Origin of the sequence: Streptomyces bugieae (genome assembly GCF_036352915.1) — a bacterium.
GTDB lineage: Bacteria > Actinomycetota > Actinomycetes > Streptomycetales > Streptomycetaceae > Streptomyces > Streptomyces endophytica.
This window is the reverse complement of the sequence record NZ_JAZBJP010000003.1, coordinates 237,515-263,079: the sequence shown is the minus strand read 5'-3', so window position 1 is coordinate 263,079 and position 25,565 is coordinate 237,515. Positions and strand designations below refer to the sequence as shown.

25 protein-coding genes are annotated in these 25,565 nt (G+C 73.0%); 19 read left to right on the top strand and 6 right to left on the bottom strand.

Annotated features, from left to right (window positions below; all coding sequences use genetic code 11):
* Positions 1 to 132 precede the first annotated feature (132 nt).
* Complete coding sequence (locus V2J85_RS11345) at positions 133 to 1,614, top strand: amino acid permease (protein ID WP_261952594.1); 1,482 nt, start codon at positions 133 to 135, stop codon at positions 1,612 to 1,614.
* A 10-nt stretch (positions 1,615 to 1,624) separates the two neighbouring features.
* Entirely contained in the window at positions 1,625 to 2,080 is a 456-nt protein-coding gene (locus V2J85_RS11340) for an Lrp/AsnC family transcriptional regulator (protein ID WP_261952595.1), read from the top strand.
* Here the strand turns inward: V2J85_RS11340 and V2J85_RS11335 are convergent.
* Positions 2,077 to 2,262: a hypothetical protein gene (locus V2J85_RS11335; RefSeq protein WP_261952596.1), complete on the bottom strand. Its 186-nt coding sequence runs from the start codon at positions 2,260 to 2,262 to the stop codon at positions 2,077 to 2,079. The genes V2J85_RS11340 and V2J85_RS11335 overlap by 4 nt on opposite strands.
* A 66-nt stretch (positions 2,263 to 2,328) precedes the next feature.
* Positions 2,329 to 3,786 carry an MFS transporter gene (locus tag V2J85_RS11330; RefSeq protein WP_330821520.1) on the bottom strand — a complete coding sequence of 486 codons (1,458 nt, stop codon included), beginning with the start codon at positions 3,784 to 3,786 and terminating at the stop codon, positions 2,329 to 2,331.
* Positions 3,787 to 3,840: 54 nt separating this feature from the next.
* Here V2J85_RS11330 and V2J85_RS11325 point away from each other — a divergent pair, with 54 nt between their 5' ends.
* The 3 genes from V2J85_RS11325 to V2J85_RS11315 all read left to right on the top strand — a co-directional run bounded on the left by V2J85_RS11325 (position 3,841) and on the right by V2J85_RS11315 (position 7,475).
* Positions 3,841 to 4,779 carry a LysR family transcriptional regulator gene (locus V2J85_RS11325; RefSeq protein WP_261952598.1) on the top strand — a complete coding sequence of 313 codons (939 nt, stop codon included), beginning with the start codon at positions 3,841 to 3,843 and terminating at the stop codon, positions 4,777 to 4,779.
* A 142-nt stretch (positions 4,780 to 4,921) separates the two neighbouring features.
* Entirely contained in the window at positions 4,922 to 5,719 is a 798-nt protein-coding gene (locus V2J85_RS11320) for a carbon-nitrogen hydrolase family protein (RefSeq protein WP_330821519.1), read from the top strand.
* Positions 5,720 to 5,783: 64 nt separating this feature from the next.
* Positions 5,784 to 7,475: a flavin monoamine oxidase family protein gene (locus tag V2J85_RS11315; RefSeq protein ID WP_261952600.1), complete on the top strand. Its 1,692-nt coding sequence runs from the start codon at positions 5,784 to 5,786 to the stop codon at positions 7,473 to 7,475.
* 55 nt (positions 7,476 to 7,530) lie between these two features.
* On the opposite strand, the gene V2J85_RS11310 is transcribed toward V2J85_RS11315, so the two are convergent.
* Positions 7,531 to 8,460 (bottom strand): LLM class F420-dependent oxidoreductase, encoded by a 930-nt coding sequence (locus tag V2J85_RS11310; protein WP_261952601.1) that lies wholly within the window; start codon positions 8,458 to 8,460, stop codon positions 7,531 to 7,533.
* Between the two features lie 125 nt (positions 8,461 to 8,585).
* Positions 8,586 to 9,317, bottom strand: coding sequence for a DUF5995 family protein (locus V2J85_RS11305; protein ID WP_261952602.1), 732 nt, complete (start codon positions 9,315 to 9,317; stop codon positions 8,586 to 8,588).
* 196 nt (positions 9,318 to 9,513) lie between these two features.
* On the opposite strand from V2J85_RS11305, the gene V2J85_RS11300 reads away from it, so the two are divergent.
* From V2J85_RS11300 to V2J85_RS11270, 7 genes are all read left to right on the top strand, one after another.
* Complete coding sequence (locus V2J85_RS11300) at positions 9,514 to 9,978, top strand: phospholipase (protein ID WP_261952603.1); 465 nt, start codon at positions 9,514 to 9,516, stop codon at positions 9,976 to 9,978.
* 205 nt (positions 9,979 to 10,183) lie between these two features.
* Complete coding sequence (locus V2J85_RS11295; RefSeq protein ID WP_330821518.1) at positions 10,184 to 11,602, top strand: uracil-xanthine permease family protein; 1,419 nt, start codon at positions 10,184 to 10,186, stop codon at positions 11,600 to 11,602.
* Positions 11,603 to 11,753: 151 nt separating this feature from the next.
* Positions 11,754 to 13,064 (top strand): sensor histidine kinase, encoded by a 1,311-nt coding sequence (locus V2J85_RS11290; protein WP_261952605.1) that lies wholly within the window; start codon positions 11,754 to 11,756, stop codon positions 13,062 to 13,064.
* A gap of 77 nt (positions 13,065 to 13,141) precedes the next feature.
* The gene (locus V2J85_RS11285) at positions 13,142 to 14,596 is read left to right on the top strand and encodes an MMPL family transporter (RefSeq protein WP_330821517.1); all 1,455 of its coding nucleotides are present in this window, start codon (positions 13,142 to 13,144) and stop codon (positions 14,594 to 14,596) included.
* 49 nt (positions 14,597 to 14,645) lie between these two features.
* A complete protein-coding gene (locus tag V2J85_RS11280; protein WP_261952607.1) occupies positions 14,646 to 14,852 on the top strand; it encodes an MbtH family protein in 207 nt (68 codons plus the stop codon).
* Between the two features lie 4 nt (positions 14,853 to 14,856).
* On the top strand, positions 14,857 to 15,819 hold the full coding sequence (locus tag V2J85_RS11275) for an ATP-binding cassette domain-containing protein (RefSeq protein ID WP_261952608.1): 963 nt from the start codon (positions 14,857 to 14,859) through the stop codon (positions 15,817 to 15,819).
* An 8-nt stretch (positions 15,820 to 15,827) separates the two neighbouring features.
* Positions 15,828 to 16,532, top strand: a complete 705-nt coding sequence (locus V2J85_RS11270; RefSeq protein ID WP_330821516.1) for a 4'-phosphopantetheinyl transferase family protein — start codon at positions 15,828 to 15,830, stop codon at positions 16,530 to 16,532.
* A 90-nt stretch (positions 16,533 to 16,622) separates the two neighbouring features.
* On the opposite strand, the gene V2J85_RS11265 is transcribed toward V2J85_RS11270, so the two are convergent.
* Positions 16,623 to 17,450 (bottom strand): AfsR/SARP family transcriptional regulator, encoded by an 828-nt coding sequence (locus V2J85_RS11265; protein ID WP_330821515.1) that lies wholly within the window; start codon positions 17,448 to 17,450, stop codon positions 16,623 to 16,625.
* Positions 17,451 to 18,267: 817 nt separating this feature from the next.
* On the opposite strand from V2J85_RS11265, the gene V2J85_RS11260 reads away from it, so the two are divergent.
* The 7 genes from V2J85_RS11260 to V2J85_RS11230 are packed head-to-tail and all read left to right on the top strand — an operon-like array spanning position 18,268 to position 24,833.
* Entirely contained in the window at positions 18,268 to 19,197 is a 930-nt protein-coding gene (locus tag V2J85_RS11260) for a 3-oxoacyl-[acyl-carrier-protein] synthase III C-terminal domain-containing protein (protein WP_261952611.1), read from the top strand.
* A gap of 33 nt (positions 19,198 to 19,230) precedes the next feature.
* A complete protein-coding gene (locus V2J85_RS11255) occupies positions 19,231 to 20,601 on the top strand; it encodes a preATP grasp domain-containing protein (protein WP_330821514.1) in 1,371 nt (456 codons plus the stop codon).
* The gene (locus tag V2J85_RS11250; protein ID WP_330821513.1) at positions 20,591 to 21,901 is read left to right on the top strand and encodes a type III PLP-dependent enzyme; all 1,311 of its coding nucleotides are present in this window, start codon (positions 20,591 to 20,593) and stop codon (positions 21,899 to 21,901) included. Before V2J85_RS11255 ends, V2J85_RS11250 begins: the two co-directional genes overlap by 11 nt.
* Positions 21,902 to 21,941: 40 nt before the next feature.
* Positions 21,942 to 22,229 (top strand): phosphopantetheine-binding protein, encoded by a 288-nt coding sequence (locus tag V2J85_RS11245; protein ID WP_261952614.1) that lies wholly within the window; start codon positions 21,942 to 21,944, stop codon positions 22,227 to 22,229.
* The gene (locus tag V2J85_RS11240; RefSeq protein ID WP_330821512.1) at positions 22,226 to 23,065 is read left to right on the top strand and encodes a hypothetical protein; all 840 of its coding nucleotides are present in this window, start codon (positions 22,226 to 22,228) and stop codon (positions 23,063 to 23,065) included. The genes V2J85_RS11245 and V2J85_RS11240 overlap by 4 nt, the downstream gene beginning before the upstream one ends.
* Positions 23,062 to 23,688 (top strand): hypothetical protein, encoded by a 627-nt coding sequence (locus tag V2J85_RS11235; protein WP_330821511.1) that lies wholly within the window; start codon positions 23,062 to 23,064, stop codon positions 23,686 to 23,688. The genes V2J85_RS11240 and V2J85_RS11235 overlap by 4 nt, the downstream gene beginning before the upstream one ends.
* Positions 23,685 to 24,833: an acyl-CoA dehydrogenase family protein gene (locus tag V2J85_RS11230; RefSeq protein WP_330821510.1), complete on the top strand. Its 1,149-nt coding sequence runs from the start codon at positions 23,685 to 23,687 to the stop codon at positions 24,831 to 24,833. The genes V2J85_RS11235 and V2J85_RS11230 overlap by 4 nt, the downstream gene beginning before the upstream one ends.
* Before the next feature lie 9 nt (positions 24,834 to 24,842).
* On the opposite strand, the gene V2J85_RS11225 is transcribed toward V2J85_RS11230, so the two are convergent.
* Positions 24,843 to 25,490 (bottom strand): response regulator transcription factor, encoded by a 648-nt coding sequence (locus tag V2J85_RS11225; protein ID WP_261952618.1) that lies wholly within the window; start codon positions 25,488 to 25,490, stop codon positions 24,843 to 24,845.
* Positions 25,491 to 25,565 lie beyond the last annotated feature (75 nt).

Sequence of the window (25,565 nt, the reverse complement as noted above, 5' to 3'; positions counted from 1 at the left end):
GTCTGCGTCAGTACGTGGAGTGGCGGAGACCGCCTGCTCGGCGGTCTCCCGCACGGGACGCTTCGGCATGCCCGTTTCCTGACCGCCGTCGGTCGCCGTCACCTGACAGGCAGCGATGAAGGAGCCTCCCCAGTGTTGGAGCACGGCGCAGCCCCGCCCGCAGGGGCCAGCGACACCCGGCCGCCCTCTCCCGGCGGCCCCGGCGGCCTCGGCACCCGGCTGATGCGGCGCAAGCCGGTCGAGCGGCTGGTCGCCGAGGGCGGCAAGGGGCAGGGCGGTGAGCTCCGCCGCTCGATGGGCGTCTGGCAGCTGACCATGATCAGCATCGGTGCCACCCTCGGCACCGGCATCTTCGTGGTGCTCGGCAACGCGGTCCCGGCCGCCGGCCCCGCCGTCGTGATCTCCTTCGTGATCGCCGGCATCACCGCGCTGTTCTCGGCGCTGTCCTACGCGGAGCTGGCCGGCACCATCCCGGTCTCCGGCTCCTCGTACTCCTACGCCTACGCCACCCTCGGCGAGCTGGTCGCCTGGGTCTGCGGCTGGTGCCTGATCCTGGAGTACGGCGTCTCGGTCGCGGCCGTCGCGGTGGGCTGGGGGCAGTACCTCAACGAGCTGCTCGCCGGCACGATCGGCTTCACCCTCCCCGACGCGCTGTCCCAGCCGCCCGGCGACGGCGGCTACTTCAACCTGCCGGCGCTGCTGGTGGTCCTGCTGGCCATGGCGTTCCTGCTGGGCGGTGCCAAGGAGAGCGCCCGGGCCAACACCATCATGGTGCTGGTCAAGATAGCCGCGCTGCTGCTGTTCTGCGGCGTCGCCTTCCAGGGCATCAAGTCCGGCAACTACGCCAACTTCATGCCGATGGGCATGGCCGGTGTGAGCGCCGCGGGCGCCACCCTGTTCTTCTCGTACATCGGCTTCGACGCCGCCTCCACGGCCGGCGAGGAGGCCAAGAACCCGCAGCGCGACCTGCCCCGCGCGATCATGCTCTCGCTGGTGATCGTCACCGCGCTGTACTGCCTGGTCGCGGCGATCGCCGTGGGCGCCATGCCGTGGCAGAAGTTCAAGGGCTCCGAGGCCGCGCTGGCCGGGATCATGAAGGCGGTCACCGGGCAGAGCTGGTGGGCCGTGCTGCTCGCGTTCGGCGCGGTCATCGCCATCGCCAGCGTCGTGCTGACCGTGCTCTACGGCCAGACCCGCATCCTGTTCGCGATGTCCCGCGACGGCCTGGTGCCGAAGGCGTTCGCCAAGGTGCACGCCAAGACCGGGGTGCCGCGGGTCAACACCGTGATCGTCTCGCTGTTCTGCGGCGTGCTCGCCGCCGCGGTGCCGCTGGGCCAGCTGGCCGACGCCACCAGCATCGGCACGCTGTTCGCCTTCGCGCTGGTCAACGTGGCGGTGATCGTGCTGCGCCGGACCCGCCCGGAGATGAAGCGCACCTTCCGTACGCCGCTCTCCCCGCTGTTCCCGGCGATCGGCTTCCTGCTCTGCCTCTGGATGATGTACAGCCTGGAGCCGGTGACCTGGGTGGTCTTCGGTGTCTGGATGGTCGTGGGCCTTGTGGTCTACTTCGGTTACGGCTTGCGCCGCTCCCGATTGGCCACGTCAGAGAAGTGATCCACCCGCAGTGCGACTGAACGATCTCGACGAACGCATCGTCCACGCCCTCGCCGAGGACGCCCGCCGCAGCTTTGCCGACATCGGCCAGGAGGTCGGGCTGTCCGCCCCGGCCGTCAAGCGCCGGGTGGACCGGCTGCGGGCCGACGGCGCGATCACCGGCTTCACCGTACGGGTGGACCCGGCCGCGCTCGGCTGGGAGACCGAGGGGTTCATCGAGATCTACTGCCGCCGGAACACCTCGCCCGAGGCGATCCACCGCGGTCTGTCGCGCTACCCGGAAGTGGCGTCCGCCTCCACCGTCACCGGTGAGGCGGACGCCTTGGTCCAGGTCTTCGCCTCCGACATGCGCCACTTCGAGCGGGTGCTGGAGCGGATCGCCGGCGAGCCGTTCGTGGAACGGACCAAGTCCGTCCTGGTGCTCTCCCCGCTGCTCCGCCGGTACGGCTCGGGCGCACCCCGCTAGCGCCGGTCCGACGGATCGGGGTCGGGACGGCCCTGGCCCTCCCGGACCGCTGCGCCCGGGTCCGCCGGCACCCGCGGCGGGGTGCCGCGGGTCCGGACGATCCGCTGTGCCGAGGCGGCGATCCGCCAGCCGTCCGCGGTCCGCACCAGGGTGCTGTCGGTGTGACCCGCGGAGACGAACACCTCCTTGGAGCCGTCGGCAAGGACATGGGTGCTCAGCCGAGCCTGCTACCTCTGGCGGACTTGAGGTCAAACGCCGGGGTGAGCGGAGCGCGCCCGGGTCCGCAGACCGGCCACCGCGGCGATCCCCGCCACCAGCACCACGCCCGCCGCGATCCGGTACCCCAGCGCGGTGGCCTCGGTGAACGCGGTGGTCACCGCCGCGCCGTGCCCGGTGCCCGCGGCGAACCGCACCGACAGCACGGTCCCGACCACGGCGATCCCCAGCGCCGCCCCCAACTCCCGTGCCGCGCCCTGGAGTCCGGAGCCCATCCCCGACCGGTGGGCCGGCACCGACGCCACGATCGCATGCGACAGCGTCGGCATCGCCAGCCCCGCACCCACCGACATCACCAGCAGGAACACCAGGTACAGCGGATACGGGGTGCCGGCGCCCGCGGTGGACAGCAGCAGCAGGCCCACCACGATCAGGCCCAGCCCCGTACCCACCGCCGTGGCCTCACCGGCCTGTTGCGCCCAGCGCATGCCGTACCGCGTCACCGCCATCATCCCGAAGGCCAGCGGCACGATCGCGAACCCGGTCTGCAGCGGCGAGTAGCCCTTCACGTACTGCAGGAACTGGGCGTTGACGTAGAACAGCGCGAACATCCCGAAGAACGTCACCGCGATGCCGAGGGTGCCGGCCCGCAGCCGGGGCAGCCGGAACAGCCGGGGGTCCAGCACCGGGTGCGCGGCCCGCAGACCGTGCCGGACGAACACCGCGAACACCACCAGCGCCAGGGCGAAGGCCCCCGTCACCGCGGCCGAACCCCAGCCCAGCCCCGGGCCCTCGATGATGCCGAAGAGCAGCGCGGCCGCCCCGAGGACCAGCAGCACCGAGCCCGGCAGGTCCAGCGCGGCGGTCTGCCTCGGGACCCGCGGCGCGGCCGCGGCGACCCAGACCAGCAGGCCCAGCCCGAGCGGCACATACGCCCAGAACAGCCCCTGCCAGGGCAGGTACTCGAGGATCAGCGCGCCGCCCGCGTTGCCCGCCATGCCGCCGATGCCGAGCGCCGCGCTCCAGGCGGCGACCGCCCCGGACCGGCGGTCCGGCGGTGTCGCGTGCAGCAGGACGGACATGGTCGCCGGGACCAGCAGCGCGGCGCCCGCACCCGAGACGGCCCGGCCGGCCAGCAGCACCGGCAGGGAGCCCGCCAGCGCGCTGAGCAGCGCGCCCGTCGCGAAGACACCGAGCCCGGTCAGCAGCACGCCCTTGCGGCCGTAGCGGTCGCCCAGCGCCCCGGCGGGGATCAGCAGCCCCGCGAAGACCAGCACGTAGGTGTCGACGATCCACAGCAGCTGGGCGGCGGACGGATGCAGTCCGCTCGCCGCGATCCGGGGGATCGCGAGGTTCATCGCGGCCACCAGCGACTGCGCGACCAGCACGCAGACGCACATCGCGGCCGTCACCGACCGCCGCCGGGAGGACCTGCCGGGCGGCGTGCGAAGGGAATCGGACGGCGGGGACGGAGACAGGGTCGAGGTCATGGGCGGGACGCTAGGGTCCCCGTGGATTAACCTCAACTGCAAGGTGTGCACTCCATGATTGCGCGAAACGCAAATGTCGACCTCAACCTGCTGACGGCCCTCGACGCGCTGCTCGAGGAGGAGAGCGTGACCGCGGCCGCCGACCGCCTCGGGCTCTCCGGACCGGCCATGAGCCGCGCCCTCGGCCGGATCCGCCGCACCCTCGGCGACCCGGTCCTGGTCCGCGCCGGCCGCCACATGGTCCCCACCCCGCGCGCCCTGGAGATCAGGGCCGAGGTGCGCCGGCTGGTGGAGGGCGCCCACGGCGTGCTCACCCCGGCCACCCCCGCCGACCCGGCGCAGCTGGCCCGGGCCTTCACCATCAGCGCCAACGACCTCTTCGTGACCGCCGTCGGCCCGCGCCTCGTCGCCCGGGTCGCCGAGGAGGCCCCGCAGGTCGTGCTGCGCTTCCTCGGGGAGAGCCACGTGGACCTGCCGCTGCTCCGGGACGGCGCCGTGGACCTGGAACTCGGGGTGATCGACAGCACCGAACCGGAGATCCGTACCGAGGAGCTGTTCACCGACCGCGGGATGGCGGTGGTCCGCGACGGCCACCCGCTCACCGAGGGCCGGCTCACCGCCCGCCGCTACGCCGACGCCCCGCACCTCAACTTCACCCGCCGCGGCCGGCTCACCGGCCCCATCGACACCGCGCTGGCCGCCCTCGGGCTGCGCCGCAAGGTGATCGCCACCGTCCCCACCTTCGCCGCCTCGCTGATGATGGTCCGCGACACCGACGCGGTCGGCTTCGCCAACGAGGTGATCGCCGCCTCGACGGTCCGCGCCCTGGGCCTGCGCACCCTCCCCATCCCGCTGGACCTCCCCGACATGACCATGGAAATGGCCTGGCACCCCCGCCAGGAGGCGGACGCCGGCCACGTCTGGCTGCGCGGACTCGTCCGCCGGGTGGTCAGGGAAACCATCGCCGCCGGGCCCCCGCCGGAGGCCCGGTGACCTCCGGCGCAATGAATCGCCGCGGAGGCGCTTGAACGCGCAATGAATCGTCCGGCCGCACGCAACGGTGGCGCCTTGTCCGGAATCGTCACCGCCCCGTACCGTCAATGCGTCCCGCCCGAACCGTCCGCCGAGGGGTCCCATGACATCGCTGCACACCGCCCTGCTCCAGAGTTCGGGCCGGCCCGGCGATGTCGCCCACAATCTGCAGGTGCTGGCGGACGCGGCCCGCGCGGCCGCCGCGCAGGGCGCCGGGCTGCTCGCCGCGCCCGAGATGTTCCTCACCGGCTACGCCATCGGCGCCGACGTGCCCAAGCTCGCCGAGCCCGCCGACGGCCCGTCCGCTGAGGCCGTCGCCCGGATCGCCGCCGACCACGGTCTGGCGATCGCCTACGGCTTCCCCGAGCGGGACGGCGACACGGTCTACAACGCGGTCCAGCTGATCGACGCCGGGGGCGAGCGCCTCGCCACGTACCGCAAGACCCACCTCTTCGGCTGCTTCGAGCGCGAGTGGTTCACGCCGGGCGACCGGCCGGTCGTCCAGGCCGAGCTCGGCGGCCTCCGCGTCGGCCTGATGATCTGCTACGACGTGGAGTTCCCGGAGAACGTCCGGGCGCACGCGCTGGCCGGCACCGATCTGCTGCTGGTGCCCACCGCGCAGATGCACCCGTTCCAGTTCGTCGCGGAATCGCTGGTCCCGGTCCGCGCCTTCGAGAACCAGATGTACATCGCGTACGTCAACCGCACCGGTGCGGAGGGGGAGTTCGAGTTCGTCGGGCTCTCCACGCTCGCCGGCCCGGACGGCGTCGCCCGGGCCCGCGCCGGCCGCGGCGAGGAGCTGGTCTCCGCCGACGTCGACCCGGCGTTCCTCGCCGCCTCCCGCGAGACCAACCCCTACCTGCGCGACCGGCGCCCGGAGCTGTACGCGTCCCTGGTCTGACCCTCCCCCCACCGCCCCGCCCACGCCGCATCGTCAGCTTTTCCCTGCAAGGAGTCCGTACCCCATGACGTCCACGGTGCCCCCCGCCGTCCCGCACACCGAAGCGCAGCCGCCGATCACCATGTTCGGCCCGGACTTCCCGTACGCGTACGACGACTTCCTCGCCCACCCGGCGGGCCTCGGCCAGATACCGGCGACCGAGCACGGCACCGAGGTCGCGATCATCGGCGGCGGCCTCTCCGGCATCGTCACCGCCTACGAGCTGATGAAGATGGGCCTCAAGCCCGTCGTCTACGAGGCGGACCAGATCGGCGGGCGGCTGCGGACCGTCGGCTTCGACGGCTGCGACGAGAGCCTGAACTGCGAGCTGGGCGCGATGCGGTTCCCGCCGTCCTCGACGGCGCTGCAGCACTACATCGACCTGGTGGGCCTGACCACCAAGCCGTTCCCCAACCCGCTGGCCGAGTCGACCCCGTCGACCGTCGTCGACCTCAAGGGCGAGTCGCACTACGCCGAGACCCTGGACGACCTGCCCCCGGTCTACCGCCAGGTCGCCGAGGCGTGGAACGCCTGCCTGGACGAGGGCGCCGACTTCTCCGACATGAACCAGGCCATGCGCGAGCGCGACGTGCCGCGCATCCGCGAGATCTGGGCGAAGCTCGTCGAGAAGCTCGACAACCAGACCTTCTACGGCTTCCTCTGCGACTCCGACGCCTTCAAGTCCTTCCGCCACCGCGAGATCTTCGGTCAGGTCGGCTTCGGCACCGGCGGCTGGGACACCGACTTCCCGAACTCCATCCTGGAGATCCTGCGCGTCGTCTACACCGAGGCCGACGACCACCACCGCGGCATCGTCGGCGGCTCCCAGCAGCTGCCGCTGCGCCTCTGGGAGCGCGAGCCGGCCAAGATCGTGCACTGGGCGCCGGGCACCTCGCTGTCCACCCTGCACGACGGCACGCCGCGCCCGGCCGTGACCCGGCTGCACCGCACCGCCGGCAACCGCGTCACCGTCACCGACGCCTCCGGCGACATCCGCTCCTACAAGGCGGTCGTCTTCACCGCCCAGTCGTGGATGCTGCTCTCCAAGATCGCCTGTGACGACGAGCTGTTCCCGATCGACCACTGGACGGCGATCGAGCGCACCCACTACATGGAGTCGTCCAAGCTCTTCGTCCCCGTCGACCGGCCGTTCTGGCTGGACAAGGACGAGGACACCGGCCGCGACGTGATGTCCATGACGCTGACCGACCGGATGACCCGCGGGACCTACCTGCTGGACAACGGCCCGGACCAGCCGGCCGTCATCTGCCTCTCGTACACCTGGTGTGACGACAGCCTCAAGTGGCTGCCGCTGGACGCCAACGAGCGGATGGAGGTCATGCTGAAGTCGCTCGGCGAGATCTACCCGAAGGTCGACATCCGCAAGCACATCATCGGCAACCCGGTCACCGTCTCCTGGGAGAACGAGCCCTACTTCATGGGCGCGTTCAAGGCCAACCTGCCCGGCCACTACCGCTACCAGCGGCGGCTGTTCACCCACTTCATGCAGGACCGCCTCCCCGAGGACAAGCGCGGCATCTTCCTCGCCGGCGACGACATCTCCTGGACCGCCGGCTGGGCCGAGGGCGCGATCCAGACCGCGCTGAACGCGGTGTGGGGCGTGATGCACCACCTCGGCGGCACGACCGACGCCACCAACCCGGGCCCGGGCGACGTCTACGACGAGATCGCCCCGGTCGAACTGCCGGAGGACTGACCCCCGGTTCCTCCCCCGGGGGCTTCCCCCGCCACGAGCCCGCGCGGGCGGCCGGTCAGACCCCGGCCGCCCGCGCAGCCGCGTAGACCTCCGCCGCGAGGTCCTTGAGCTCCTCGGCGTCCCGGGCGTGGCCCTGCAGATCGATCAGGATCTCCTCCACGCCCACCGCGGCGTGCGCGGCCAGGTCCTCCACGATCTGCGCCACGCTGCCCTGGAACGGCCTGCGGTCCGGGCCCTCGTACGGAGCGCCGGTGTGCGTGGTGTTCACCCGCAGCACGCTCTGCACCGGCTCCTTGCGGCCCCGTTCGGCGGCCACCTCCTGCAGCCGCTTCCACTGCCCGGCGAGCTGCTCCGCGCCCATGCCGACCGGCATCCAGCCGTCCGCCCGGTCCACCAGCCGGCGCAGCGCCCGCGGGCTGTTGGCGGGCAGCAGGATCGGCAGCGGCCCCTTCGGCTTGGGCCCGACCTCGGACGGGGCGATGGTGGTCAGCTCGCCGTCGTACGCCACCGGGTCCGGGCCCCACACCGCGCGGCAGACGTCGATCAGCTCGTCGAGGACCTTTCCGCGCTTCTCGAACGGGGCGACCGCGGCGGCCGCGTACTCGTCCAGCGACCAGCCGGTCCCCAGGCCCGCGACCACCCGGCCGCCGCTCGCCGCGTCCAGCGAGGCCAGCCCGCGGGCCAGCTGGAACGGCACGTGCAGCGGGGCGATCAGCACGCTCGTGCCCAGCCGGGCCCGCCGGGTGGCGCCCGCGGCCAGGGCCAGCGTCACCAGCGGGTCGGCGACCGAGCGGTACTGCTCGGGCCAGGGCAGCCCCGGGATGTTGTACAGGCCCTGGGTGGCGGGCTCCGGGAACAGGATCCGCTCGAAGACCCACAGGCTCTCGTAGCCGGTCTCCTCCGCGGCCCGGGCCACGTCGGGCACGTCCCGTCCGATGTCGTACTGCCGCATCTGCGGAAGGCTCAGACCGAGTCGGATGGCCATGCAGCGCACTCCTTCGTGGGGGTGTCAGGTGTCGCGTCGTTCCGTTCCGCTGTCCCTCTGCACCGTCAACCTACCTTCCAGGCAAGGGAGTTCACAGGCGTTGACCAGGGGGACGGCGGGCGGGGTCAGCCGGGCAGCGGGGTCAGCAGCATCCGGCCCACCAGGCCGACGCCGGCGTCCAGCCGCTCGGTGAACTCCTCCGCCACCTCCGGCAGCCGGCGCACGCCCCACAGGGCCCGGGCCGCCACCCAGGCGCCGTCCCGGGCCTTGTCCAGGCTCCAGGATCCGATCAGATGGGTCAGCGGATCGGCGATGTCGAGCAGGTCGGGGCCGGGCATCAGCTGCTCGCGGATCCGCTCCTCCAGGCTCGTCAGCACTCCGCCCACCCGGTCGAAGTCGCCCTCCAAGGCCGCCGGTTCGCACTCCAGCGCCCGGCAGGTGTCCAGCACGGCGAGCGCGAGGTCGTGGCCGATGTGCGCGTTGATCCCGGCCAGGGCGAACTGCAGCGGGTGGACATCGGGGTGGCGGCGCAGCTGGAGGAGCGGACGCCAGCAGGCCGGTGGCCGCAGCCCGGCGGCCGCGGCGTCCACCGCGGCGAAGTAGCGCCGGGCGAACCGGACGTCGAGCTCCCCGGCGGCCGCCGGGTCCCGGAAACCGCCGTCACCGAGGCGCCGCGCCACCGCCTCGGTGACGGTCAGGTACACACCGTTGAAGACGGCCACCCCGTCCCCGTCGGGCAGCGCCGCGTCCAGCGCCCGCATCCGCGCCAGCACCCCGGCCACGTCGCCGGGCGGCGCCTGGCGGGGCGCCGCGGAGCCGATCCGCCCCGGTTCGCCGGATTCCTGAATCGTCGTCATCCGCCCAGCGTGGCAGCTGCCTTGCGGATATCCGCGTTTCCCGGGCGGCGTTGACCGGAACGGGGTAATAATCGGCGCGCCCTCTTGTGGCTCTCCGGAGAGCCACAAGAGCGGCAACGGCCTTTGAGAAACCCATATCTTTCGCGATCCAGGAAGCGCCGCGGTGAACGTGGTGCAGAATTCCGGAGGTTGGCGCATGTCCCGAAGACGTTCCGCAGTACTCACCGCCCCGCTCCTGGCGATAGCGGCGCTGCTGACCGCAGCCGCCCCCGCCCCGGCCGCGCCGGCCGTGCCCGCCGACAAGTCCCGGGTACTGGCGAACTGGACCCAGACCAGCGCGGCCAGCTACACGCAGTGGTCCGCCGCCCGGGACCACCGGTCGAAATGGTCCGCCTACCGCTTCGACTGGAACACGGATTACTGCTCCAAGTCGCCCGACAACCCCCTCGGCTTTCCCTTCCACCTCCGCTGTGCGCGCCATGACTTCGGCTATCGCAACTACAAGCGGATGGGCACCTTCAAGGCGAACAAGGCGCGACTGGACAAGGCGCTCTACGAGGACCTGAAGCGGGTCTGCGGGGGCTACTCGGGCGCCCGCAAGGCCTCCTGCAAGGCGCTGGCCTGGACCTACTACCAGGCGGTCAAGAAGTACGGCCGCTGAGGCCCGGGGTGCCCGGGGACCTCGTGGTACGGCGCAGCGCGGCTCCCGGGGGCGTTCTTCCCCCCGGTCCTCGCCGTGCGGCGAGGTCCCCTCGCCCGGCAGCGGTGGCCCGGTCGGCAGACGCGGTTTGTCCTGACGCAGCCGTTCGACTATGAATCACCTCGGCTCTGTGACGTGCAGGGCGTCGCGGAAGTGGAGAGTGATCATGGCCGGCTTCGGGTGGAAGCTTCACGGGGACGGGCGGCACCTGAAGCCGGGGGAGGTGGTCCGGCCCGACGAGCGCCTGACCTGGGGCCGCACCATCGCGCTCGGCGCCCAGCACGTCGTCTCGATGATCGGCGCGTGTTTCGTCGCACCCGTGCTCATGGGGCTGGACCCCGGCCTCGCCCTCATGGCGTCGGGCGTGGCCACGGTGCTCTTCCTGGTGATGACCCGCGGACGCATTCCGAGCTACCTGGGTTCGTCGCTCTCCTTCGTCGGGGTGTCCGCCGTGATCGCCGGTCAGGGCGGAAACGCCGGCACGCTGACGGGCGCGATGCTCGTGGTGGGTGCCTGTCTGGCGGGCTGCGGAATCGTCATTCACCTCCTCGGCGCCCGGGTGATCCACGCGGTGCTGCCGCCCGTGGTGACCGGCGCGGTCGTGATGCTCATCGGCTTCAATCTCGCCCCGGTGACGGCGTCCACGTATTGGCCGCAGGATCAATGGACGGCTCTGGCGACCATGCTGTTCACTGGTCTCGCCCTCGTCGTCCTGCGGGGGTTCTGGTCGCGCATTGCCATTTTCCTGGGCCTGGTTTTCGGATACGTCCTGTCCTGGGTTCTCGACCGCACCGCGGGAATGATTCATTCCGCGAACGGCGCGGGGAAGGTGACCGATCACTGGCGCATTGATTTCTCCGGTGTGCAGAAGGCCGACTGGATCGGCCTCCCGACCTTCCACGCCCCGAATTTCTCGGCCTCCGCAATTCTCGTGGCGCTGCCCGTCCTGGTGGCACTGGTCGCGGAGAATGCCGGACACGTCAAGGCGGTCGGGGAAATGACCGGCGACCCCCTCGAGGACAAGATGGGCATGGCCATCGTCGCCGACGGCACGGCCACCGTTCTCTCCACCGCGGTCGGCGGCCCCGCCACCACGACGTACGCCGAGAACATCGGCGTGATGGCGGCCACCCGGGTCTATTCCACCGCGGCCTATTCCGCGGCCGCGGCCTTCGCGGTGCTGTTCGGCCTCTGCCCGAAGTTCGGCGCCGTGGTGGTCGCGATCCCCGGCGGGGTGCTGGGCGGCATCACGGTCATCCTCTACGGCATGATCGGCCTGCTGGGCGCCCAGATCTGGATCCGGAACGGGGTGGACTTCACGGTGCCGCTGAACCTCATCCCCGCGGCAACCGGCGTCATCATCGCCATCGGCGGCGTCTCGCTGAAGTTCACCGAGCACTTCGAACTCGGCGGCATCGCCCTCGGGACGCTCATCGTGCTGACCGGCTACCACTCCCTGCGCTGGCTCTCCCGGGCCGCCGGTCAGGGCCGCATGCCGCTCCTCGACGCGGGGACCAGCGGCTACGACGGGTCCGCCGACCGGAACGACGGGTCCGCCGACCGGAACGACGGACAGGCGCCCTGACCGTCCGGGGGCCGGCCGGCGTCGAACGGAGATCCGGAAGCGTAAGAGGTGCCGGAAGAGGTGCCGAAAGAGGGGAGTTAGCTCCCCTGTGTCCGCGGTGTGCCTCAGGGGATGCTTGATCCTCCTACCGCTGACAGGAAACGAGGCGACGATGAACGAGCTTGCTGCCGAGGCGGGCCCGCGGCCCGGATGGGGCGGGTCCGCCGCCCTGTTAGGGCGAGGCGTGGTGCTGACCGGACTGGCGCTGACCGAGGCCCTGCTCCTGGTCTGGGTCACCCTCGTGGTCTGTCTGGCCTGCGTCGGCGTCGGGATCCCGCTGCTGCCGGGGGCGTTGGACACCGTGCGCGCCGACGCGCGGCTCCAGCGCAGGCTCGCGCTGGGGTGGACGGGGGTGCGGGTGCCCGAGCCGTACGCGCCCGAACCGCCGGTTCAGGCCCGGCTGTCGGGCCTGCGCCGGGTGCACCGGATGATCGGCGATCCGGCCACCTGGCGTGATCTGCTCTGGCTGCTGATCAACCCCTGCATCGGGCCGGTGCTGGCGCTGCTGCCCGCGGTGGCCCTGGCGCACGGACTGTTCGGGCTGATCCTGCCGTTCATCTGGCAGCCGGTGGTGGCGAGTTGGGACAACACCTGGTTCCTCTTCCTGCCGGTCGCGAGCCTGCCCGCGGCGATCGGGGCGGCCGCCCTGGGCGTGGTGGAGATCGTGGTCTCGCTGCGGTACCTGCCCCGGCTGATGCTGCCGCTGCACGGCCGCTGGGTGCGTGCCGTACTCGGCACCTCCCGGACGGTGTTATCGGCCCGCGTCGACCACCTGACGCACTCACGGTCGGACGCGATGCGCATGCAGGCCGGGGAGATCCGCCGCATCGAACGGGACCTGCACGACGGGGCGCAGGTGCGGCTGGTCGCCCTCGGCATGACGCTCTCGGCGGCCGAGTCCCTGCTGGAGGAGAACCCGCAGGCGGCGCGCGCCCTGCTCCTGGCGGCCAAGCAGGATTCCACCAAGACGCTCAACGAGATCAGGGACCTGGTCAACGGCGTCCACCCGCCGGTGCTCGCCGACCGCGGGCTGGTCGACGCGGTGCGCACCCTCGCCCTCGGCATCCCGCTGAAGATCCAGGTCGCCGGTTCCCTGCCGGGACGGCTGCCGGAACCGGTCGAGTCCGCCGCGTACTTCTCCATCGCCGAACTCCTCGCCAACGTCACCAAGCACGCGGGGGCCCGTGAGGCGCACGTCGACATCCGGCACGCCGACGGTGCGCTGCGCGTCGCGGTGCACGACAACGGCGGGGGCGGGGCCGACCTGAGGAAGGGCAACGGTCTGAAGGGGGTCGAGCGCCGGCTGGCGGTCTTCGACGGCCCCCTCGCGATCACCAGCCCCGACGGCGGACCCACCACGGTGGCCTTCGAGATCCCCTGCGACATCGCCGACCCGACCGACGACCGAGCGGCGACGATGTGACGGTCGCGCCGCGGGGAGCGGCCCCTGCGTACCGCGGGGGGTGCTCCCCGCCGGCCCGAGGGAAGGGTGGCATGCACATGGCGTTACCTTGGCGGGGATCCGTCCGTGCGGCGCGGTGGGCCGCGGGGGATCCGGCACGGGCGGTCCGCGGCTGGCTGGTCGTCATCGGTCTGGCGGTCTCCTTCGGCACCCTGGTCCGGCCGTTCGGGGTGGCCGGCAGGTTCGGGCCCCCGGTGGCGCTGCTGGCCCTGGTCACCGGTGCCCTCGCCACCGCCGGCGGTGCGCGCCCGCGGCACCTGGCGACGCTCGGCTGGGGCGGGGGACTGGCGGCGCTCGGCTGTCTGGTGACGCCGGGCGGCGCCCCGGCCGCCGCGGTGGTGGCCCTGGTCGGCCTGGTGCTGGGCCTGGACCTGGTCCCCGCCCACATCCGCCGGTACCGGGAGGAGACCGCCCGCGGATACCGTCCCACCGCGGCGCTCACCATCGCGGCCGGCACCTCCGGGCGGGCCGTGGTGCGCTGCGCCGCACTGGTGCTGCTGACCGCGGCCGGGCTCGCGGTGACCGGAGCGCCGGTGCCGCCCGGCGTCGCGGTCGGGACGGCGGTGGTGGCCGTGGTGGCGACGGTGACGGTGACCGTCGCGGTGCCCGCCGTCGTCGTGCTCGGCGAACAGTCCCGCCGTGCCGCCCCGCGCCGCCCGTCCCGCCGGGCCGGGTCCTCCCGGGTGTCCCGGCTGCGCCGTGCGGTGATCGGCCGGGTGACGGACCGCGCGCCGGCCGCCCTCGGCCTCACCGCCGGTGTGTTCGCCGTCCTCGCCGGGGCGTTGCCCCACGCGGCCGCCGGGCCGCCGTGGCCCTGGTCGGCCGGGGGAGCGGTCCTGCTGGCCCTCACCGCGGCCGGCGCCGCGCTCGCCCTGCGCTCCTGGGTTCTCGGTCCGCTGGTCGTCCTCTCCCAGGCCCTGCTGTTCTCCGTGACGTGGGCGGTGCTCGGCGAGTCGGCGCCCGCGCTCGTCGCACCGGTCGGTCAGGGCGCACCGGCGGACCGGTGGGCACCGGTGGCCGGTTGGCTGGTGCTGTCGGCGCTCGCCCTGCCCCGGTACGTCCGGGCGGCGGGACGGATCCGGGAGAACCGGCGCCTGGGCATGCCGGCCGGCGCCGCCGCCCAGGACGGCTGCTGCCGCGCCGGGTTCCCCCTCGCCCCGGTGGCCGCCGTCCTGATGGCGGCCGGGTGCCTCCCGGGTGACGGGCCGCTGGCCCCGATGCGGTCGGCGGCCGTGGTGGCCGCGGTCTCCGCCGTCGCCGTCGAACTGCTCGTCGGCATGGTCGCCCTGCCCGCCTGGTGCGCCTGGCGCGGGGAGTACGGCGATTGCGGGGAGTCGGGCGGCGGCCCGGCGGGCTTCCTCGGACGGATCACGGGCCGGCCCACCGCGACGCGCCCCGACCGGCTGTTCTCCGGGCGGACCCGGCCCGCGTACCCGGTGAGCGGACCGACGGCCGTGCTCAGCCGTTCGTCAGTCCCGCGTCAGCGCGCTTGAGCATAGTGAGGAGGACCACGCCGGCAGGCGAGAGAACGAGGGGCGGCTCATGAGTAACCCGTTCGACGACGCAGAAGGCACCTTCCACGTGCTGGTCAACGACGAGAACCAGCACAGCTTCTGGCCGGCGTTCGCCGAGGTCCCGGAGGGCTGGCGGCCGGTGCTCTCCTCGGTGACCCGGCAGGAGGCCGCCGGTTACGTGGAGGAGCACTGGACGGACCTGGACCCCGCCCGCCTCGGTTCCCGGGGAGCCTGACGACGTGCCGGACACGACGGCGGCCATCGAGGTCGAGGGGCTGCGCAAGAGCTACAAGGACGTCGAGGTGCTGCGCGGGGTGGACCTGCGGGTGCCGGCCGGCACCGTACTGGGGCTCCTCGGTCCCAACGGCGCGGGGAAGACCACCACCGTGCGCGTGCTCAGCACCCTCGTGCGGCACGACGCCGGCACCGTCCGGGTCGCCGGGTACGACGTGGCGGGCGAGGCCCGGCAGGTGCGGCGCCGGATCGGGCTGTCCGGCCAATACGCCGCGGTGGACGAGCAGTTGACCGGCTGGGAGAACCTGACGCTGCTCGGGCGGCTGCTCGGGATGGGCCGCCGGGACGCCCGGGCCCGGGCCGGGGAACTGCTGGAACGCTTCGGCCTCGGCGCCGCGGCCGGGCGGGCGCTCGGCACCTACTCCGGCGGTATGCGCCGGCGCCTGGACCTGGCCAGCACCCTGGTGGGCCACCCGGAGGTCATCTTCCTCGACGAACCCAGCACCGGCCTCGACCCGGCCAGCCGGATCGCCCTGTGGGAGGTGGTCAGGGAACTCGTGGCGCAGGGCGTCACCGTCCTGCTGACCACGCAGTACCTGGAGGAGGCCGACCAACTGGCCGACCACATCTCGGTGATCGCGGACGGCGTGGTGGTGGCCGAGGGCACCGCCGACGCGCTCAAGCGCAAGGTCGGCCAGGAGCGGCTGGAGATCACCCTCGCCGACGCGGCGGGCCTGGCCGCGGCCCGCCGGACCCTGCGCACGGTGGTGACCGGCGAACTGACACAGGACGCGCAGCGCGGCGTGCTCGGGTGGCAGCTCGACGACGGGCTCGCCGGCATCGCCGCCGCCGCGTCGGCGCTCCACGAGGCCGGGATCGAGGTGGTCGACTTCGCGCGGCGGCGCCCGTCGCTGGACGACGTGTTCCTCGGCCTGACCGGCCGGCAGGCCGTCGACCGGCAGGGGTGAACCGGGCCGTGGCCGAAGCCCCCGTGTGCCGGGTGTGGTGGTCCCCGGCGGTCGACGATCCGGCGACCCGGGCCCTGCTCGACGCGGACGAGCGGGCCCGCCGCGAACGGCTGCACCAGGCGGCGGACCGGGCCCGTCTGACGACCGGACGGGCGCTGATCAGGACGGTGATCGGCCGGATCACCGGGACGCCGCCGCGGCGGGTGCCGTTGCACCGCCGGTGCCGGCACTGCGGCGGCCCGCACGGCAAGCCGTTCGTGCCCGGTGCCGGGGTGCGCTTCTCGCTCGCCCACGCCGGTGGCCGGGTGGTACTCGCCGTCACCGAGGGCGCGGAGCCCGGGGTGGACGTCGAGCCGGTCCCCGGCCGGTCCGTGCGGCGGCTGGCCCCGCGGGTGCTGGCCGAGGACGAGTACCGCGCCTTCCAGGCGCTCCCCGACCATCGGCGGGACCGGGCCTACGCGGTGTACTGGACGCGGAAGGAGGCGCTGCTGAAGGCGGTCGGCCTGGGCATCGTCGTGCCCAAACGCGACATCACGGTGTCCGGCCCGGGCCGTTCGGCGGCGCTCGTGGAGTGGCGGGGACCGTACGCGGCCGGGCCGTTCGCCCTGTTCGACCTGGAGCCGGGACCCGGCTACGCCGGGGCGCTGGCGGTGTGCGGCCGCTCGGCGCGGGTCGAGCAGCGGTTCCTGGAGCACCCTCTCGACGACGGCTGAGAGGCGGTCGGGCGACGCCGGCCGCCCCCCTGACGACGCCGCGTCATCCGCCGGCCAAGTCCCTTGTAGTGAAGACAGTTTGACGGTACGTCACGTGACCGATGTCTGGGGCAGGCGCGCGTCGATGGCCACGTCCTGGGTGAGGATCGCCCGCTGCAGGCTCCGCAGCTTCCGGCCCGGTTCCACGCCGAGTTCGTCCTGCAGCCAGGAGCGGACCCGCTGGAAGGTGGCGAGGGCCTCCTGCTGCCGCCCGGAACGGTAGAGCGCGACCATCAGCAGCTCCGTCAGGCGCTCGCGTTCGGGGTGTTCCAGGGCGAGCTGCTCCAGCCCGTTCACCACGCGGTAGCCGCCGCTGAGCAGCTTGGCCTCGTAGAGGTCCTCAAGGGTGCTCAGGCGCTGACTGGCCAGCCGGCTCATCTGGTTCTGACAGCGCAGGCCGCCCAGCACGTCGAGCAGCGCGTCCCCGCGCCACAGGGCGAGCGCCTCCTCCAGTACGGCGACGGCCTCGTCGGGCGCGTGCGGGAGCAGGGCCGCACCCTGGGCGGCGAGCGTGTCGAAGCGGTGGGTGTCGACCCGGGCCGGCGGGACGTCCAGCAGGTAGCCGTTGGCCGAGGTGCGCACCATCAGGGTGCCCGGCGTCCCGGTGATCCGTTCCAGGGCGTCGCGCAGGCGGTGGACCCCGGCCTGCAGCGCGTTCTTCGGGTTCTTCCAGGGCCGGTCGGTGAGGAGTTCGTCGATGAGGAAGTCGATGGAGACGACCTCTCCGGCGGAGAGGGCGAGCACGGCGAGCAGGGCCCGGGCGCGGTTCGGCCCGACGCCGTAGGACCTCCCCCGATGGGCGACCTGTAAGGGGCCCAGTAATCCGACCGACACCTCGCCCGTGTCCATGTTGTCCCCGTTCAGGATGTGCGGAGCCATCTGTCTTCCATTCTTCTTCTCCCGGTGGTCAGCGTTCGGCGCCTACTCCCTGTACTCGGCATGCGGCGTCTTCCCCCTGTACTCACTTCGGTGTCGCCGGACGGGCGCAAACGCGTGTTCTCGCCTGGTCGTTGCGGGTGCAGAACGGCGCATGCGCGGGGCATGCGACCAAGAACCACTACTTCCCCCGGAAAAACGGACGGGAGAATTCCGTGCGAGGGGCGATGAGGTCAGGCTCGCGAACGAGCGAGCCTCCGGGAGATTCCCCACTGGACAACGGTCCGGCATTGCTGCATGAGCTGGTCCCCCCTGGGCCTGAGCTGCTGACCATCACCGTGCGCGTACTACGTGCTGAGCGTGGGTCCATGCTTTTCGGCCACGCCAAGCTAACACACGCCGTACTGGTCAGTGATATCGCGAGAGAGGTGCTTTTGCCTTCCCCTTACGGAAAATCCCGGGGCGGCCGCCGCCGGGGGTGACGGGACGGACCGGTCCGTCCGGGGCCGGGGAAGGCGGGGGCGACGGACCCGGGCGGGGCCCGGGCGGGAGCGCCGGCGCCCCGCACGGCGGGGAGGTTGCGGAAGGATGGATTCTCCTTGGCCGCGGCCTTTCCCCGTCCCACGGAGGGAAAAGGCGCGGGGTGGCTCGAAATGGGTCCGGCACGGCAGGGGTGCCGGACGATCACCCGGAATACCACCGGCCGTTGATCGGCGTGGTCAGTGCTCAGTCAGTGCCTCGTCAATCGGCGCGATTACTTTGGGCGCCGTTCCCCGCACCCAATTCGGGGACAGTCGGGCTCGAAAGGAGTCGGCGGGCTGTGACCTCAATAGCCGAGGTATCCACGCACTGGCCGTCACCGGTTTCCCTCGCGGAGCGCCAGCACGACCTGGGACTGACGGACGCGGAACTGCGCCGCTACATCCGGGGGTTCGGACTTTCCCGGATCTGCTGGGACGAGGAGGTCACGGAGAAGGAGTTGCTCCTCTCCGCCCTGGAGAAACTGCCGTCGCTGCGGGGCGCGGAAGAGCGGGTGCGTTTCCTGATACGCGCCAGGACCTTGCGCGCGCCGTCGCCGTATCCGCACAGCGTGCTCCAGGAGATCCGGCGCGAGGCCGGTCTGCGGCACGCCCGCACCTTCGCGCTGACCGAGCACGCCTGCGCCTCCGGCCTGCTGGCGGTGGAGGTCGCGGGGATGCTGCTGGAGGAGGAGGGCGACCCCGAGGCGCTGGCGCTGATCCTGACCGGGGAGAAGGCGCTGACCCGGGAGACCCAGTTCGTGCCCGGGGTGGGCACCACCGGCGAGGCGACCGCCGCGGTACTGGTGGCGGCGTCCGGGACCAGGGACCGGGTCCGCGGCTTCGCCACCCGGACCGTGTCCACCGGCCACCCGAAGATGGTGATGACGCCGGAGGCCGCCCGGGCCTTCCGCGGGATGTACGCCGACGTCCTCACCGAGGTCATCGGCGAGGCGGTCGACGCCGCCGGGCGGACCATGGACGAGATCGCCCTGGTGCTGCCGCACAACGTGAACCGGGTCGCGTGGACGAAGCTCGCGGACCGGCTGGGCACCCGCACCGAACGGGTGCTCCTGGACAACGTCCCGCGCACCGGGCACTGCTTCGGGGCCGACCCGTTCGTCAACTACGTCACGGCCTGCGAGCTGGGCAGACTCCGCCCCGGTGACCACTACCTGATGGTGGCCGTCGGGCTCGGGGCGTGCTTCGCCGCGATGGTCGTGGAGCACTGAGCACCCCGGGTGTACGGGGAGGACGGAGAAGCGGTGGAGGAGAACTTCAGCCGGCGGCTGAAGACCGCGGTGGCCGGTGACCCGGGCGCGTCCCTGGTGTTCCTGGGCAACTTCGAGGTCGAGGAGGAGTGGGCCCGCGGCGAGACCGGACTGCCCCGGCTCTCGTCGGCGGGGAACAGCGCCGTGGTCAACCGCATGGAGGAGTTCGCGCTGCTGCTGGGCGGCGCCGACGACCACGTCGTCCTCAAGACCCGGCCCGACGAGGACTACCTCGACCACCTGCGCCGACTGGGGCTGGCCCTGCCCACCGTGCACGTGGTGGCCGGCCAGCGGCCCGACCACATGGTCACCCGGGACGCCCTGGCGGACGACGCGCTGATCGCCACCCTCGGCGAACTGGCGGACCGGGGCGCGCTGCTGGCCCCGCACGGCGTCTCCGCCCTGGAGGAGGAACTCGCCACCCGGTCCCGGCTCCCGCTGGCCGCCCCGCCGGCGCCGCTGTGCAAGGCGGTCAACAGCAAGGTCTACAGCCGGCGCGCCGCGGACGCGGCCGGGCTGCGGCAGCCGCGCGGCTGGGCCTGCGAGACCCTCGACGCACTCGACGCGGCGATGGCGCACGCCGCCGAACTGTGCGAGCAGGGCGTCACCTTGATGGTCAAGGAGGCGTTCGGCGTCTCCGGCAAGGGCATCGCGGTCGTCGACAGCCGGCGTCGGCTCGACCGCCTGCACACCATGATCACCCGGGCCGCCCGCGCCGCCGGCTCCGACCGCGCCGCCTTCGTGATCGAGGAGAGGGTGGCCAAGGACCGGGACCTCAACTACCAGATCACCGTGGGCCGGGACGGCGCCGTGCGGCTGGACTTCGTCAAGGAGGCCCTCACCGAGGGCGGGGTGCACAAGGGCCACCGCTTCCCACCCGACCTGACGACACGTCAGCTCGATGACATCCGGCACGCCGCCCGGCTGCTCGGCAAGCAGCTGGCGTCCGACGGCTTCTTCGGCGTGGCCGGCATCGACGCGATCGTGGACACCGACGGCGGCGTCTTCCCGGTGATCGAGATCAACGCCCGCAACAACATGTCGACCTACCAGGTCCGGCTCCAGGAACGGGTGCTCGCCCCGGGACAGTCGGCACTCGCCCGCCACTACCCCCTCCGGCTGCGCCGGGAGCTGCCGTTCGCCGCCGTGCGCCGGCTGCTGGACGGCCTGCTGCTGCGGTCGCCGGGCGAGGAGGGCCTGGTCGTCAACAACTTCGCCACCGTCAACGCCGGCGCCGGCTCCGGGCCCTACCAGGGGCGGCTGTACGGACTGCTGGTCGGCGCCCCCGAACGGCTCCCCGCGCTGGACGAGGCCGTCTCGGAGCAACTGGCCACCCTTACCGAGGAGCCCGCCGATGCCCGCTGAGTTCACCGTGCAGAACCTGGGGATCACCTCCCTCGCCGAGCGGTTCGGCACCCCGCTGTACCTCTACGACGGCGACCGCCTGACCGGCCGCATGGACGCCCTCCGCGAGCTGCTCCACCCCCGGCTGGAGATCTTCTACTCGCTCAAGGCCAACCCGAACGTCTCCGTCTGCGCCCTGCTGCACGCGCACGGCGCCCGGGCCGAGGTCTCCTCGCTGACCGAGCTGCTCACCGCGCGGGCGGCCGGGGCGGCCGCCCGCGACATCGTCTTCCTCGGCCCCGGGAAGAGCCGCGAGGAACTCGGCGCCTGCCTCCGCCAGGGCGTGTACGCGGTCATCTGCGAGTCCTTCCAGGAACTGGCGGCGATCGAGGAGCTGGCCGGCGAACTCGGCCTGACCGCTCCGGTCGCGCTGCGCGTCAACCCGAGCTTCACCGTGAAGGGTTCGGGGCTCACCATGGGCGGCAAACCCCGCCAGTTCGGCATCGACGAGGAACAGCTGCTGGGGTCCGAACCGCTGGGCAAGGGACTGGCACACGTGCGGCTGATGGGCGTGCAGGTGTACATGGGCACCCGCATCCTCAGCGAGGAGGCCGTCGTGCTCAACACCGAGCGCATCCTCGACCTCGCCGAACGCGTCGCGGCGCACCACGGCTTCCCCCTGGAGACGGTCGACGTCGGCGGCGGCCTCGGCGTCGCCTACTTCGACGGCGAGCGCGACCTGGACCTGGCGCGCCTGGCCGCCGGCGTCAACCCGGTCCTGGACGCCTTCGCCGAGGCCCACCCCGACACCCGGCTGATCATGGAACTCGGGCGCTACCTGGTGGCCGAGAGCGGGACGTACGTGGTCCGGGTCGGCTACACCAAGACCTCGGCCGGGGAGAACTTCGCGGTCGCCGACGGCGGCACCAACCACCACATGGCCGCCGTGGGCATCGGGTCGTTCGTCAAGCGGAACTTCCCCATCGAACTGCTCAACCGGCCCGGCACCGGCGCCACCGAACCGTGGAACATCACCGGACCCCTGTGCACGCCCAACGACACCCTCGGCAAGAAGGTGCCGCTGCCGCCGCTGCGGACCGGTGACCTCCTCGGCGTGCGGCGGTCCGGCGCGTACGGCCCGAGCGCCTCACCGGTGTTCTTCCTCTCCCACGGCCACCCCGCCGAGGTGCTGGTCCACCGCGGGCGGGCGCACCTCGTCCGGGACGCCGACACCCCCAGGGACCTGCTGGCCCGCCAGCACCTGTACGACCCCGCCTCGTCCGCCGTGCGCTCCCCGCTCGACTCGCTCCCCACCGCCTAGGCCCGGCACCCGGGCCGGCCCCCTACCGAAGGACACGGACATGACCGAAGCGACCATCCAGCAGCCCACGACCGAGCAGGACCGGGTCACCGCCGCCGTCACCGAAGCCCTCGGCGACGTCCTCCAGCGCGAGCTGACCGGCCTGGAGCCCGGCACCAGGCTCTTCGACGAACTCGGCCTCGACTCCACCGGCGTGCTCGACCTGCTGCTCGCCCTGGAGGAGCTGCTGGACTGCGAGTTCGACACGGAGAACCTGGAGATGAGCCACTTCGCCACCGTCGGCTCGCTGGCCGACCACCTCACGGGCGAGCTGAGAGCGCAGCGGTGACGCTCGCCCTGACGGTGTCCGCGATGGCACACCGCCGCTTCCCGGCCGGGGCCACCCGCCCCGGCGCCGCCGACGACGACCGGTACCACGCCGAGGTCGCCGCGGTGGCCGGTGTGCCCCTGCGGGACGGCATCCGGCCGACCGTCACCGGGTCCACCTTCGAGGAGATGGCGGTCGCCCTGCTGGACCCGCTCGGCGCCCAGGACCACCCCGTCGACCTGCTGTTGCTGGCCTACGCGACGCCCGACCTCACGCCCCTGACGCTCACCGGGCCCACGCTGGCCGCCCGCCTGCCCGGCCGGCCCCGGCTCTTCGGGATCACCGACACCGGCGTCTCGGCGCCCTTCACCATGCTGGCGCTGGCCCGCTCCAGCGTGCTCCGCCACCGCCTCCGGCGGGTGCTGGCGTTCGCCTTCGACCAGTCGGACCTGCCGTACGACGTTCCGCTGCCACCGGACCGGCGGGTGGCGGGCGACGCCGCGGTGGCGCTGGTCGTCGAGCCGGCGCCGGACGGCGCCCCGGACGCGCTCCGGGTGCGCCAGCGGTCGGGCGTCCCCGCGAAGGAGGTGCCGCGCACCCTCGACGCCCTCGCGGCGGAACTCGCGGCCGACGGCGCCTCCACGATCCTGGTCGGCGCCGGGGTGGGGGAGCGGTGGCAGCCGCGGATCCCGCACTCCGTGCTCCGGCACACCCCGCGGGGATGGCCGTGCACCGCGTTGTTCGGCGCGCTGGCCCGCCTGCGCCCGGCCCCGGACGACGCCCCGGTGCTGCTCGCCGAGTACGACCGGTCCCTCGGTGACCTGTCGGTCTGCCGCATCGGCCCGGTGGCCGCATGAGCGCCGCGACCGGCGTGAGCGCCCCGCCCGGCCACCAGCGGCTGTACGCCGCGGCCCGGGACGAGGGACCCGCGGCGGCCCTGCGCGCCCTGCTGGCCCGGCACGGCCCGCACGCCCTGGACGGCGGCGCCGCCGGCCACGCCGTCCTGCCGGAGCCCGCGGGCCCGGTGGACGGCCGGGTGCTGCGCCACTACCCGCCGCCCGCCGGACCCGTGATCCTGGTACGGCGGGTACCGGACGCCGCCCCGCCCGCCCCGCCCGATCCGCCGGCCCTGCTCTGGATCCGGCTCGGACTCACCGCCGGACTCCGCACCGCCACTCTGGCCCGGCTGGGCGAACGCGCCAGCGGGGACGGCACGATCCTCATGCACCAACTGGTCAAGGCCCAGGCCGCGGAGGCGTACGCCGGGGAGCTGGAGCTGACGGCACACGCCGCCTCGCTCGCCCCGGCCGGCGCGACGACCGCGCGGCTGCGGCACCTGCACTCCCAGATCACCCGCACCGACCGGGCGTGGCTGCGGCTGCTGGGTGCCCACGGATTCCTGCGCACGGGCCCCGGCGGCGTCGCCGAGGTCTCGGAACTGCTGGCCGATGTCTACCTTCCGGCGGAGGAGGAACGGTGAACGGTGACGCACGGCTGGCCGCGCTGCGCGACCGGGCCCGCGAGTGGGGCGACCAGTTCCGCGCCGCCGCACCGGAGCTCGACCGGGACCCGGACGCCGTCCACCGCTACCTTGACCTGCCCGGGGTCCGCCACCTCAGCACCTACGGCACACCGCGCGAGTACGGCGGCCGGCCGCTGCGGGTGGGCCCGTACGCCTTCGAGGGCACCGGCGCGGTGGAACACGTCGTGGTGCTGGAGGAACTGGCGCGCGGCGACGCGGGGCTGACCCTCGCCGCGCCCGGGCCGTCGATGTCGGGCGTGCTGGTGGACAAGCTGGCCGACCCGGCGCAGCGCGCGGAGTACTACACCCGGATCGTGGGCGAACCCACCTGGACCTGCTTCGCGTTGACCGAGCCCGGCCACGGTTCCGACGCCTCGGCGATGGAGACCACGCTGCGCCCCGGCGCCGACGGCCGGCTCGTCCTGAGCGGCCGCAAACGCTATGTGGGCAACGCCGCCCGTGCCCAGCTCGCCGTGGTCTTCGCCCGCACCGGCAGCGGGCCGCTCGGCGTGACCGCCGTCCTGGTGGACACCGGGTGCGCCGGCTACCGGGCCGAGCCGCTGGACACGCTCGGACTGCGCGGCGCGCAACTGGGCGCGGTCACTCTCGACGACCTCCCCGTCGAGCCCGAGCGGGTGCTCGGCCGGCACCTGTCGCCGGTCCGCCGCGGCATGTGGGCCTGCGTCCAGGTGTTCAACCGGCTGCGCCCCGGGGTGGCGGCGCTGGCCCTCGGCATCGCCGGCGCGGCCCACGCCTACGTCGTCGAGCAGCGGCCGGCCGCCCGGGGTGCCGCCCGGGACCGCATCGAGGAGCTGGGCCACCGGATCGAGGCCACCCGGTCCCTGGTGCTCCGGGCCGCCGCGGAGGTGGACGCCACCGGCGACGGGCACCTCGCCTCGGCCGCCAAGGCGCGGGCCTGCGCCCTGGCAGAGGAGGTGACGCTGGCCGGCTGCGAGCTGCTGGCGCCGGCCGCCCGGGCGAGCCATCCGCTGCTGGACAAACTGGCGCGGGACGCACGGGGCGTCGAGTTCATGGAAGGCACCCGCAACATCCAGCACCTCAACCTCTTCCCGGGGCTGCGCGCCGGTCGGGCCACGGGGTGACCGCCGCGGTCAGGAATGGTTGAGATAGGTCAGGACGGCCAGCACCCGGCGGTTGTCGTCCTTGGACGGCGGCAGATCCAGTTTCTGCATGATGTTGCCGATGTGTTTGGTGACCGCCTTCTCCGTGATGACGAGCAGGGCGGCGATCGCGGCATTGGACCGGCCCTCGGCCATGCCGTGCAGGACGTCGCGTTCCCGGTCGGTCAGGCGCGTGACCTTCTCGTCCCGCCCGCTGCCGGACATCATCGCGGTGACCACGTCCGGGTCCATCACCGTGCCCCCGCCGGCCACCTGGCGCAGCGCCGAGACGAACTGCGTGGCGTCGAAGACCCGGTCCTTGAGCAGATAGCCCACGCCGCCCTCGCCGTCCGCGAGCAACTCCCGCGCGTAGAGCTGGTCGACGTACTGCGACAGCAGCAGTGACGGCTGGCCGATGTGGCGGCGGCGGGCCTCCAGCACCGCGCGCAGCCCCTCGTCGGTGTGGGTCGGCGGCATCCGGATGTCCGCGAGGACCAGGTCGGGGCGTTCCACGTCCAGCGCCCGGACCAGCTCCGGGCCGCTGCCGACGACCGAGACGACCTCGAAACCGTGCGGTTCCAGCAGCCGGATCAGACCCTCGCGCAACAAGAACTGGTCCTCGGCGAGCACGATGCGCATGGCTGCCTTCCCCCCCCATTCGGCCACCACCCGGACCACGGCGTCGGGCCGGGCCGCCCAGAACCTAGCAACGGC